The organism is Candidatus Rokuibacteriota bacterium (assembly GCA_016209385.1).
In the GTDB taxonomy this organism is placed as follows: Bacteria; Methylomirabilota; Methylomirabilia; order Rokubacteriales; family CSP1-6; genus JACQWB01.
In genome coordinates this window covers 1-10,999 of the sequence record JACQWB010000265.1, presented here as the reverse complement: position 1 = coordinate 10,999, position 10,999 = coordinate 1, and the positions used below count along the sequence as shown (strand labels likewise).

The following is a 10,999-nucleotide window of genomic DNA, read 5'->3' as shown; positions in this document are numbered from 1 at the left end:
GGCTTACGGGCGGCCCGCGCCGAGCGGGGCGGTGAGCGGAACCCGCTCGTCATCCAGCACCACCTGGCATCCGATCCGGTCGCGGAGGTTGATGCGAATCGGGGCGCGGAGGTTGGCCACGAGCGCCTCCGCCCTCGGCGCGATGATCACGACCACGTACCAGGCGAGGTCGTCGCGTGCCGCGTCGGCCGGCGGCTCGACCGGCGGAGTCCACCCGGGCTGAACGAGGAGCGGGGGGAGCAGGGGCAGCGCGATCTCGGGCTGGTCGAGTGCGGTCAGGAACACGAACGGCGCGCACTCGGATCGGGTCACCAGGAGGAACTTCGTGAACGACTCGAACCCGGGGAGGCCCTCCGGGAAGCGGATCACGTCGCCGGGCGTGAACGTGATCGGTCCGAGCTTGGGGGACTTCAGCGTTCTGGGGCGGCTCATCGGAGGAAGTCCACCAGGGAGGGCTGGATCGTGCGAGCCGTCGCGGCGAGCGCAGCTTGGAAAACGATCTCCTCGCGCTGCAGCTCCATCGTCACTCGCGCCAGGTCACTGTCGAGCAGCTCGGACAGCGTTGCTTGCAGCATCAGCGCCTCCTCGAGGGTCTGTCCGTGGACGCGCTCCACGAGCCGCATGCGGCTCCCCACGGCTGCGATCACCGGCTGGAGCCGGTCCTGAGCAGTCTGGAGCGAGTCAGTGAGTGCCCGGACGGCCTCGGTGTTCTCTGCGGCGAGGTTGTCCCTCAGGTCGATCAGGAGCTGCGGCAGGAACGTGGGGTCGCTCGATGCGCCGAGAACCTCCTCGCCCGGAAGATTGGTCTGCACGGTGATGGCTGGGGCAACCTCCAGGGCGATCGTTCCGTTGATGCCTCGCGGGTTCACGCTGACGCCTGTGATCTGCCCGCTCGCGTCGCGCGTGACGCTGAGCGGGGCTGTCTGCGTCTCCCGGCCGCCGAGAAGCCGGCGGCCATCCGCCTCCGTGTTGGCCGTGGTGACCAGCTCCTCGAGGAGCTGGTTGGCCTCTTCGGCCATGGCGGAGACGCTCCCCTGGGCGGCGTTGGCGCCACGGAGCGCCAGCTCCTGGGCCCGGGCGCTCAGCTCGTTGAGCTGACCGAGCAGCGCTTCGTTGTGGATCAGGAGCGTCAGGACGGCATCGGCCTGGCGCGTGTACTGCTGGGCAGCCGCAAGCCGGGATTGAAGCCGCGTGGCGGCGGCCGCAGCATTCGGATCGTCCGCCGGGCCTGAGAGGCGGCGCCCGGTGGCCACCTGCGCCTGGCTGCGGGCGAGCCGCGTCAGCGAGCTGCGGAGGGCCAGGAGGGCCTGGTTCACGAGACCTTCGGTCGTGACCCGCATCTGTGTCTCGACGCCGGTTAGTGCGGTTCCAAGTAACTACGCCAAACAGGGCGAGTCGCCACGGGTGGCACGGCGCCCCTCCCCACGCCTTCGGCGTCGGGGGCCCCGCCCCACCGGAGGGGCCGGGGGTCCCCGGGTACCCGCGAAGCGGGTGGGGCGGGGGTGGCCCCGACGGTGGGGCTGCTCGCCGGGACAGGACCCGTGGCGACCGGCATAGGCGAAACAAGTTGGGACCGCACCTAGAGGGTCTCCAGAACGGTCCGGATCATCTCGTCCATCGTCTTGATGAACCTGGCCGAGGCCTCGAACGCGTGCTGGAAGCGCACCATGTCGGCCAGCTCTTCGTCGAGGCTGACACCCGAGGTGGACTGCCGCTGAGCCTGGGACGCTGCGAAGATCGCCTCCCGGGCTTGGCTGTCCATGCGAGCGGCCTGCCCGAGCGTCCCGACGCTGCCGGTGAGCGCGCCGAGGAACTCGGCCGGGCTCTGCGTGTTGCTGGCGAGGAAGCGCGAGGTCCGAAGGTTCGCGAGCGCCCGGGCGTTCGTGGGATCCCCGGGGCTGAAGAGTCCGGCCGCGACATCGAGCTGAGCCGCGGCGACCCGGTTCGGGTCGGCCGCGAGGCTGGCGTCCACGGCCATCGTGCGGGCATCGGTGCCCGCGAAGAATCGATTCAGACCGAGGGCGACGAGCGTGTCGCTGCTGTCGCTGCCGAAGACCACCGTGTTTCCAGCGGTCGTCGGAGTGATGGTGAGGAGGTTGCCCGAGACCGTTGCCGAGAGCCCGGCGATCCCGGAGATGGAGGTTGCCAGGCTGTCCAGGGTTGTCGTCGCGGGGTCTACCGCGATGGTGCCCGACGAGACCATGGTCCCGCTGCCATCGAACACGGCGATCGTGAAGCTTCCAGCCACCGGCGTGACTGGCAGCCCCGCGCTGCCAAGGGGCGCGGTCGAGCTGCTGACCGCGTTCCCGCTCGCGGCGCTCGGAAGCCCGACGAGGCCCACCCCGCTCGCATGCACCCGGTTGACGGCATGGATGAGGCCGGCGGCGAGGGCATCGACCTGATCGATCACGAACGGGATGCCTTCGGTGGTCGAGTTTCTGAGCGTGAGGAGCGCCCCGACCTCTCCACCAGGGGCCCCGAGCGTGGCGCCGTCGAGGGTCAGCGTCGCCGTACCTGACACCGGGTCACCGGACAGCGTGAGGGTCCCGGCCCGGTTGCCTTCCACGACGAGCACACCGCTCCCGGCCACGGCGACCTGGGCCACGCCGTTTGAGCTCACGGACACTCGGACGCCGACGAGCTCGGCCAGGCGGTCGATGAGCCGGTCCCGCTCGTCGAGCACGCTGGGATCACTGCCGCCGGCGAGGCGGCCGTTGAGGGTGGCGATCCGCCCGGCGAGCGAGTTGACCTCGGTGACGCGGTCCTGAAGCGTCGAAAATGTCTCTCGCTTGAGATCCGAGAGCCCGTTCACGAGGCTATTCAGCGTTGCAGCGAGAGTCTGGCCGCTCGCGCTGACCGTCGTACGGGTCGCGAGATCCTCCGGTCGCGTTGCCAGGTCGCCCAGGGCTCCGAAGAAGGCGTCCAGCGCCTGCCCCACCGGGCTCTGGTCGGGCAGGCCGAGAAGAGAGCCGACCCGATCGAGCAGCGTGGCGCGCAACCGGGCCTCCGCCAGCCCGGTCGAGTCGGCCCGAAACTGACTGTCGAGGAACAGCTCGCGGAGCCGACGGATCTGGCTGACCTGGACCCCCATCCCTGCCATCCCGCCAATTGTGGGAACCGGGGGCGCCTCGGCGAACTCGACCCGCCGACGCGAGTAACCGGGTGTCGCTGCGTTCGCGACATTCCCTGCGGCGGTCTGCTGGGCGAGCTGGGCCGCCAGCAGGCTCTGTCGGGCGAGGGAGAGCAGCTGGATCAGACCGGACACGGGTCACGCCTCGTGGTTCAGCACGGGGAACGCGGGAAGCAGGAGCCGTCCCGTCGGGTCATACTGGGGCCCAAGGCCGAGGGACTCTCGCAGGATGCGCAGGATCTCGCTGATTCGAAAGAGCGAGCGTTCCAGCAGGAGCCCGAGGCCGCGACTGGCCTGGGCGATCTCGGCGAGGGTTTGAGTGAGCCGGGTGCGCACTTCCAAGAGCTGGGTTGCGTGGGGCTCATCGACCAGCGTGACGAGGCGGGCGAGGGTGAGGGCGCTGGGCGGCAGTTCGAAGGCCTCGGCCAGCCGGGTGAGGAGGACGCCGCGGGACTCGGCGAGCAGCCGGAGCTCGAGGAGGAGTGTTTCCTTCCGGGGCGTGGACGTGGCGACCTCAGAATAGCGGCCGGCGAGGAGTGCCCCTTCCTCTTCCCGGAGGATGCCGAGCAACCGCTGGTAGGTTCCGGCCTCCTGCCCGAGCAGTGCCAGGAGGTCCTCCACCCGCGCGATCACGAGGGAGAACTCCCGGCTGGCTGCTTACTGGCCCAGCAGGTCGCGCAGCACCCCGTGGCGAAGGAGGGCCTGGGCGATGATCTCGGGGTGCAGTGAGAGCTCGCCGCTCCTGAGGGCTCGGCGCAGCTCCTCGACCCGGGCCTGGCGGACCTCCGGGACTGCCTTGGCGGTTTTACGGAGCTCGGCAAGGCGGCGTCCCTGCTCTGAGACCTGGACGGCGTCGTCACCCCCCGGGGCGCGTCGGGGGGACGGGTGGCGGTCAGCCTCGCTCGGTGCGACAGAGCCAGGGGTGGGATTTGGCCGTTGGAGCAGGCGGAAGATGTCGCGGATCTCCAAGTCTTAAGCTCCCCCCTTTCCCCCGGCATACGCCGCGGGCAAAAGGAGGGATCGGCTGGAATACACGGAATCCGGAGGGGAGGGTAGAAAATCATTGTCCGGTGGGGCGGGGCCCTCTGGCCTTGAGCGCCGACGACGCGGCCGGGGTTCCGGAAAGCGTGCGCTCGATCAGGTCGGCGAGGCCGAGCCCGCCTGACCTGGCCAGGTGGGTGCCCAGATAATGGTCGAAGAGGTCCTCGTACACGCGTCGCGTAAAGGGGGCCGCTTTCGGGTCCGCGTGGGGGATCGTCTGGCGGAGCCCCCGGAGGAGGTAGCCCAGGAGGATGGCCTCAAAGCCCTCGGCCGCCTCGCGGAGATTGGTCGGCGGGGAGGGGGGCCCAGGCTGGACCGTTGGCCCGAGGCTCGGCGCGCCGGTGGGGAGGAGGGGCGCGGTCGGGTCCATCGCTACATGATCTCCAGCTCAGCGTGAAGGGCCCCGGCGCGCTTGATGGCCTGGAGGATGGCGATCAGGTCACGCGGCGTGGCCCCGATGGCGTTGAGCCCCTGGACCAAGTCGCCGATCGATGCCCCGGATTTGAGCAGGACCACCGGCGCCTTCTCTTCCTTCACCGTGGTTTCGGTCTTGGGGACCACGGTGGTCTGGGCCCCGCCTGGGGCGAAGGGCAGAGGCTGGGAGACCTGGAACTCGGACTTGATCTGGATGGAAAGGTTGCCGTGGGACACTGCCACGGTGCTGATCTTGACCTGGCTGCCCATGATGATCGTCCCCGTCCGCTCGTTCACGACGACCTTGGCGGGCGCGTCGGTGGGGACCTCGACCTGCTCGATCTGGGCCATGAACTCCACGAGCCGCTGCTGGGCGGGCGCCGGAACCGCTACGGTGACGGTGGCCGCGTCGATCGCCTGGGCCAGCGCGTCCCCGAGCCCGGCGTTGATCGCCTGAGCCAGCCGCGCCGAGGTGGTGAAGTCGGGCTGGAGCAGCGCGATTGAGAGGCGCTGGGGCCCCACGACCATCTGCACCTCTCGCTCCACTGTCGCGCCGTTGACGATGCGGCCCACCGTCGGATGGTTCTTCTGGACGCTCTCGCCGGTCCCAGGCGCCGTGACCGAGAAGCCGCCGCCGATGGAGACCGGACCCTGGGCCACGGCATAGACCTTCCCGTCAGCCGCCTGGAGCGGAGTGAGCAGGAGCGTGCCTCCGCCAAGGCTCGTGGCGTCGCCCAGCGAAGAAACGGTGATGTCGATGGTCGTCCCGGGCTTGGCGAAAGGCGGGAGCTTGGCCGTGACCATGACCGCCGCGACGTTTTTCGTCTCGATCGTGCGGCCGTTCGGGGGGAGGTTGATCCCCTGGCGGATGAGAAGGTTCTGGATCGACTGCACGGTGAAGAAGGCGTTCTGCCGGCGATCGCCGGTGCCGTTGAGGCCGAGGACGAGGCCGTAGCCGTACAGCTCGTTGTCCCTGACGCCGATCACCCGGGCGACATCCTTGACCCGGGCGAGGGTCGGCTCGGCCCAGGCGGGCAGCGGTGTCGAGAGGCCGGTGAAGACGAGCGCGGCCAGCAGAGCCAGGCGGTGGAGTGGGTGACGGGGCATCAGTAGAGACCGAGCCAGTCGAGGATCCGCCCGAAGAACCCGGGCCGCTGCTTCTCGGAGATGATCCCGCGCCCGTCGAGGCGGACCTCGGCGTCCGCCACGAAGGCCGACGAGACGGTGTTGTCGGGCGCCACGTCCTGGGGGCGGACGATCCCGGCGAGCACCAGATGCTGGGTCTCCTGCCCGACGACGACGGAGCGCCGGCCCTCGACCAGGAGGTTGCCGTTCTCCAGCACCTTCTTCACCCGCACCGCGATCTGGAAGGTGACACGATCGGAGCGGACGTTCGCCCCCTTGCCGCTGAAGTCGGAGTTGAGATCGGAGGAGAAGAGGAACGGGAGGATCCGGTTGAGGCCCCGGATGGGCCGGCCCCCCGCCGACGGCCGGCCGATGTTGACGTCGAGCTCGGAGTCCTTCGTGAGCGTGGTCTCCCCCTGCCGGTTCGCGCTGGCCCGCTCGTCGACCAGGATCGTCAGCACGTCGCCGACGGCCCGCGCCCGGTGGTCCGCCACCAGGCTCGTCTGATCGACCCAGAGCGACTGGGCCCACGCCGGCTCGCCCGCGCCTGCGAGCGCGAGGAGCCCGAGCGCGAGGACGAGGGCCCGGCGGGTCCTGTCCCGGCGATCACCCCCGCCGTGCTCGCACCCCGCCCGGTGTGGGGACCCCCCTGCGCGCGGCGGGGGGCCCCATCGCCGTGCCACCCGCCGGGCCGTCTCCGCTCTGTGGCTAGAAGGGAATGCGCACGCTGCCGTCATCTTCGACCCGTCCGTGGACTTCCTTCCGCGAGGTCTGGTTCATCACGCGGATCATCTGGCCGACCCCGCCTTCCTCCAGAGCGACCCCCCTCGCGGTGATGCGAAATCCCGGCCCGTCGAGCAAGAGCATGATCGGGGTCCCCCGGCGCACCGCGATCGGGAGCCGGACCATGTGGGTTGTGAGCACCTCGCCCGCCCCTGTCTCGCGGGCGACTTCCTTGCCGACGACGTCTGACAGCTCGGTGAGGGCCGCGGGGGGGATCTGGAAGCCCGAGCGCGCCTCGATCCGGACATCAGACTCTGCGATCAACCGCTTCTGGAGCAGTGGCCGGACCGCGACCACGACCCGGCGGAGCCGTTCGATCTGGAACGAAACCTGGGAATACCGCACCGTGCGCTGGCCGCTCGCGTCCGTCAGCGAAGCTTCCACGACGAGTGTCACAAACCCGTCGTGGATCGGCCCTCCGTGATGGTGGACTCGGAGGGTGGGATTTCCTCGGGGGAGGACGACTCCCCGGGGAACCGAGAGCGGCGTCGCGATGGTCTGGGCCGGATCGGCGTGGAGGCGCTCCAGAAGCCAGCGGTGGGCCGTGTCCAGGATCATGTCCGGCGGCACCTCGACAGCGTCGGTAGACACATGGACCCGTTCCGCGCCCGCGAATTCGATGTCGCCCGGAACCTCGGCCTGGCGCAGCCGTTGTCTGAGTGCGGCTCGGTCGATGATCCGTGTGAGGCCGGCGGGCGCGGCGGTGCCGAGGTCGAGGGCGAGCAGCCGAGCCGCCAGCGCTTGATCTTTGGTCCGCACCTCGGCGATCTCGCCCAGGCGGACCTGCGGACCGGGCACCGTCGCTTCCGACGGTAGGATGACGGTGGCGGCGGCCCCGGCGACGGCGGGCGTCCCCGCCGCCACAGTCAGGAGGAGGAGCCCGACGATCAGAGGCTTCATCGCCGCATGTTGTTGGCCTGGTTGAGCATCTCGTCAGCGCTCTGGACCGCTTTGGCGTTCACCTCGAAGGCGCGCTGAGCCGCGATGAGGTTCACCATCTCCTCCACCACCGAGACGTTGGACATCTCTAGAAATCCCTGGCTCAGCGAGCCCAGACCCTCGGTCGCCGGCTGGCCGACCACCGGGTTGCCCGAAGCCGAGGTGGGCAGGTAGAGGTTCCGGCCCAAGGCATTGAGACCACCAGGATTGGAGAAGCGGGCGAGCTGGATCTGACCCACCTGTTGGGCCGTCTGGCTACCGGCGGCCGCGACCGACACTGTACCGTCGGTGCCGATGCTGATATTGCCAGCGTCCGGCGGGATCGTGATCCCGGGTTGGAGGACGAAGCCATCGGACGTGACCACCCGTCCCTGGCCGTCCAGCTTGAAGGCTCCGGCCCGGCTGTAGGCCTGCGTGCCGTCCGGCAATAGCACCTGGAAGAACCCGGCTCCCTCGATCACGAGATCGAGCGGGTTCTCGGTTTGCTGGAAGTTCCCCTGCATGAAGATCTTCTGAGTCGCCACGGCACGGCTGCCGTGCCCCACCTGAAGCCCCGACGGCACCTCGGCGCCGTTCGCCACGCGGGTCCCGGCCGAGCGGATGGTCTGGTAGAGGAGGTCCTGAAAGTCTACCCGGCTCCGCTTGAAGCCCGTCGTGTTCACGTTGGCCAGGTTGTGGGAGATGGTGTCGAGGTTGAGCTGCTGAGCCTGCATGCCGGTGGATGCGGTAACCAGCGCACGGATCATCGTGGACTCCTAGCTACGTCGGAGGGGGACTCCGCCCCCCTCCGATTCCTCCCCCCATTTGCGCGGGCAAAAGCCCGCGCTCGACCGCCGCGAGAGGCCCGAGTTAATCGCTCCGGCCAAGCCCGCGCTCGGTGAGGGGCGCGTGTGAGGGTGCGAAGGGTTCATGTGGTTAGACTCGCCCCAGGTCGTTGGCAGCCCGCGCCAGGGTGTCGTCCGCGCTCCGGGCCGCGCGCTGGGCCGCCTCGTAGGTTCGCATGGCGTCGATCAAGGTCACGAGGGTGAGGACCGGGTTGACGTTAGACATCTCGATCGCCCCTTGGTGCACCACGGCCGTGGCCGAGGCGACCAGGGCCTCGGTGTCGGGCGGGGTGAAGCGAGTGCCCGAGGTTTTGGTCAGGCTCGCGAGGCGAGAAGGCGTGACGACCAGCAGGTGACCCTGGCTTCGACCGTCGACGAGGACTTGGCCGTCGCGGTCGATGGTGACAGTCCCGTCAAGGACCTGGATGTTCCCCGATACGCCCCTGACCGGGGCGCCATCGGCGGCCACCAGAAGTCCTTCCGGGCTCCGGGTGAAGTTTCCTGCCCGGGTGAGCCGAGGCCCACCGGGAGTGTCCAGCACGAAGAAGCCCGGCCCGCTGATCGCGAGGTCCAGAGGGTTTCCGGTCGCGCGAAGGATCCCCTGGGAATGATCCGTCACGGTGCGCATAGCCAGGGGGAGAGGTGAGGGGGGACCCGCCGGACCGGCAGGGGGAACCGGTCCGGCGGTGGTGGATGGGGTGAGAAGCTGAGAGAACTCCGGATGATCAGCCTTGAACCCTGCGGTCGCGAGGTTGGCAAGGTTGTTCGCCAAGACCGAAATCCGCTCGGTCTGGGCGTCCATCCCCCACGCAGCAGTGTAGAGGCCGGTCACCATGGCGATCTCTCGCGACCGAAAAGGAGCAAGGCCCGTGCCACGCGGGTTTGGGCTGAATTGGTCGGGACTTAAGAAGCGAGTGGGCCGGTCCGCCACTTGTGCGCCCCGGCAAGAAGGCGAGCCGGCGGCTAAATTTACCTGGAGAAGCCTGAAAGCGCCAGGACGATGAAGAACGTGAGCAGAAGGGTGATCATGTCGGCGTAGGCCAGGAACCACGGGCGGATTCTGCGAGCCTCCGATTCCCGCGCTTCCGGGGCTGCCGCCAGCGAAACCCGAGGCAGCCGCGCTTGCTTATGCCAGGAGGCGCTCGAGACCGCCGCGTGGTTCATGATCCATCATCCCTCGGGGGGTCCCGGGTGGCGGCCGGGCGGAGCACTGCTGCTGCCTAGCCGGCCCGGAACCCCTAGGTAGAGGAGGCAATCGACCCGAACGCGGCGAAATCGGAGGGGCGGTCATCCTCGGAGGGGGGGCGAAGCCCCCCTCCGAGGGATCTCCTGGGAGCGTGTCCGAGTCATGCCGCCGGCGAAATTCCATCGCGTCCGAGCGCGGGCTTCGCCCGCGCAACCGATTCCTGGGGGAGGCCTCGGAGGGGGCCGTCGAGGCCCCCTCCGATTGTCCTAGGCCGCTCGTTTGCGGCAGGCGAGCATCACCTCGCGAAAGGCCTTGGCGACAATCGGGTAAGCGGGAACCTCATTCGTCCGCCCCCGATGGCGGATCAGGCCCGTCTGGGCGTCCAGGACGACGATCGCGCTGCCCAGCCGGGGCCAGGGCCCGAGCGGTCCTTGGACGAGGTCGGCCAGTTCAGGACGCCACCGGGGGACGAGGGCGACAAACAGGTCGCTTCCCCACTGCCAGAGCGGGCGGGTGAGACGGCCGGCCTCAGCGAGCCTGCGAAAGGCTGCCGTCCGCGTTGGATCAGAATCTCGGAGTGCCTTGAACCAAATCCTGTGGTCTCCGTCGCTCCCCAGCCGCGCGACGAGATCGAAGCCGGCCGCCAGGGGCGGTCCGCCAAGCGGCTCCAGCATTCGCCCCAGCCGAGACTTGAGTGCCGCGCCGACGTCCATGGCCGGCGGGCGGGGTCGTCGAGGCGCATTCTGGGTTCGCACCTGGTCGTAGCGTGTCCGGCTCTCCGGATCGGAGAGGATGGAGTAGGCCGAGTTCAGCGATTGGGCGACGCGGACGTCGCCGCCGACATCCGGGTGAGCCATCCGGATCAAGACCCTGTACGCGGCTTTGATCACACCAGGGTGAGCGACAGGATCCACCTGAAGCGTTCGGTAAAGGTCGGGTAAGGGCTCTGCAACCGAGCTCTGTCCCACGTCCCCCAATCCCCCTGGTGAGCCTGGGGGCTCCGGATAGGGTCCCGAGCTGCCGATAGAATCTCTTGGACCTGTTGGCAGTGGGACCCGGGACCCGTGTCCCCCTGGCCGTCGCATGCCGGGACAGGGTGTGCCCTGTCAAGCCGGCCCCCTTGCGTTCAGCGTAGGTGCCCGCAGCCTGCCGATCAATACCAAATATCTTGGCGTTTTTGCTTTTTTTGTCCAGCTTCTGGGCGTTTCGAGCGCCTACCCACTCCTTCGGAGTGGGTACCCGGCCGGCGAAACCAACTCGGGCCTCGCCTCCGTCTGATTTACTCGGGCCTCGCCTCGTCGCTGGCGCCGGCGATGAAACTGCCGGCGCCGAAGCGCCTCGGCTCGAACTGCCATGCCTGCGGCTCGTCGGCAGCCCCTCGGCTCGAAAATCTACTCGGGCCTCGCCTCGTCACGGGCCTGCCTGCGGCAGGGCCGTCGGCCCTCGGCTCGAACAACCCGCCGGCGAGGGCGGGGATGATGGTCACCTCGTCGCCGTCCTTCAGCGGGGTCGCGAGCCCCTGGAGGTCTTCGATGGCTTCGCTGTTCACGTAGATGT

General features: G+C 69.1%; 14 protein-coding genes. All 14 read right to left on the bottom strand.

The features are described 5' to 3' along the window. Nucleotides 1-3: 3 nt before the first annotated feature. Nucleotides 4-432 (bottom strand): flagellar assembly protein FliW, encoded by a 429-nt coding sequence (gene fliW / locus HY726_19845; GenBank protein ID MBI4611248.1) that lies wholly within the window; start codon nt 430-432, stop codon nt 4-6. After that, the gene (gene flgL / locus HY726_19840; protein MBI4611247.1) at nt 429-1,340 is read right to left on the bottom strand and encodes a flagellar hook-associated protein FlgL; all 912 of its coding nucleotides are present in this window, start codon (nt 1,338-1,340) and stop codon (nt 429-431) included. Before flgL ends, fliW begins: the two co-directional genes overlap by 4 nt. 239 nt (nt 1,341-1,579) lie before the next feature. After that, on the bottom strand, nt 1,580-3,265 hold the full coding sequence (gene flgK / locus HY726_19835; protein ID MBI4611246.1) for a flagellar hook-associated protein FlgK: 1,686 nt from the start codon (nt 3,263-3,265) through the stop codon (nt 1,580-1,582). Nucleotides 3,266-3,268: 3 nt separating this feature from the next. Further along, nucleotides 3,269-3,763, bottom strand: a complete 495-nt coding sequence (locus HY726_19830) for a flagellar protein FlgN (GenBank protein ID MBI4611245.1) — start codon at nt 3,761-3,763, stop codon at nt 3,269-3,271. A gap of 24 nt (nt 3,764-3,787) precedes the next feature. Beyond that, the gene (gene flgM, locus HY726_19825; protein MBI4611244.1) at nt 3,788-4,099 is read right to left on the bottom strand and encodes a flagellar biosynthesis anti-sigma factor FlgM; all 312 of its coding nucleotides are present in this window, start codon (nt 4,097-4,099) and stop codon (nt 3,788-3,790) included. A 91-nt stretch (nt 4,100-4,190) separates the two neighbouring features. Continuing rightward, nucleotides 4,191-4,541, bottom strand: a complete 351-nt coding sequence (locus HY726_19820) for a rod-binding protein (GenBank protein MBI4611243.1) — start codon at nt 4,539-4,541, stop codon at nt 4,191-4,193. A 2-nt stretch (nt 4,542-4,543) separates the two neighbouring features. Beyond that, a complete protein-coding gene (locus HY726_19815) occupies nt 4,544-5,692 on the bottom strand; it encodes a flagellar basal body P-ring protein FlgI (GenBank protein ID MBI4611242.1) in 1,149 nt (382 codons plus the stop codon). Then, nucleotides 5,692-6,393 (bottom strand): flagellar basal body L-ring protein FlgH, encoded by a 702-nt coding sequence (locus tag HY726_19810; protein MBI4611241.1) that lies wholly within the window; start codon nt 6,391-6,393, stop codon nt 5,692-5,694. The genes HY726_19815 and HY726_19810 overlap by 1 nt, the downstream gene beginning before the upstream one ends. Before the next feature lie 25 nt (nt 6,394-6,418). After that, nucleotides 6,419-7,393: a flagellar basal body P-ring formation protein FlgA gene (gene flgA / locus HY726_19805; GenBank protein MBI4611240.1), complete on the bottom strand. Its 975-nt coding sequence runs from the start codon at nt 7,391-7,393 to the stop codon at nt 6,419-6,421. Further along, nucleotides 7,390-8,178: a flagellar basal-body rod protein FlgG gene (gene flgG, locus HY726_19800; protein ID MBI4611239.1), complete on the bottom strand. Its 789-nt coding sequence runs from the start codon at nt 8,176-8,178 to the stop codon at nt 7,390-7,392. The genes flgA and flgG overlap by 4 nt, the downstream gene beginning before the upstream one ends. 169 nt (nt 8,179-8,347) lie before the next feature. Further along, a complete protein-coding gene (locus HY726_19795) occupies nt 8,348-9,091 on the bottom strand; it encodes a flagellar hook-basal body protein (protein MBI4611238.1) in 744 nt (247 codons plus the stop codon). A gap of 134 nt (nt 9,092-9,225) precedes the next feature. Beyond that, nucleotides 9,226-9,420 carry a flagellar motor protein MotB gene (locus tag HY726_19790; protein ID MBI4611237.1) on the bottom strand — a complete coding sequence of 65 codons (195 nt, stop codon included), beginning with the start codon at nt 9,418-9,420 and terminating at the stop codon, nt 9,226-9,228. Nucleotides 9,421-9,708: 288 nt separating this feature from the next. After that, on the bottom strand, nt 9,709-10,356 hold the full coding sequence (locus tag HY726_19785) for a DnaJ domain-containing protein (protein ID MBI4611236.1): 648 nt from the start codon (nt 10,354-10,356) through the stop codon (nt 9,709-9,711). 365 nt (nt 10,357-10,721) lie between these two features. Continuing rightward, on the bottom strand, nt 10,722-10,999 hold a 278-nt coding region (locus tag HY726_19780), incomplete at its 5' end, for a MoaD/ThiS family protein (GenBank protein MBI4611235.1).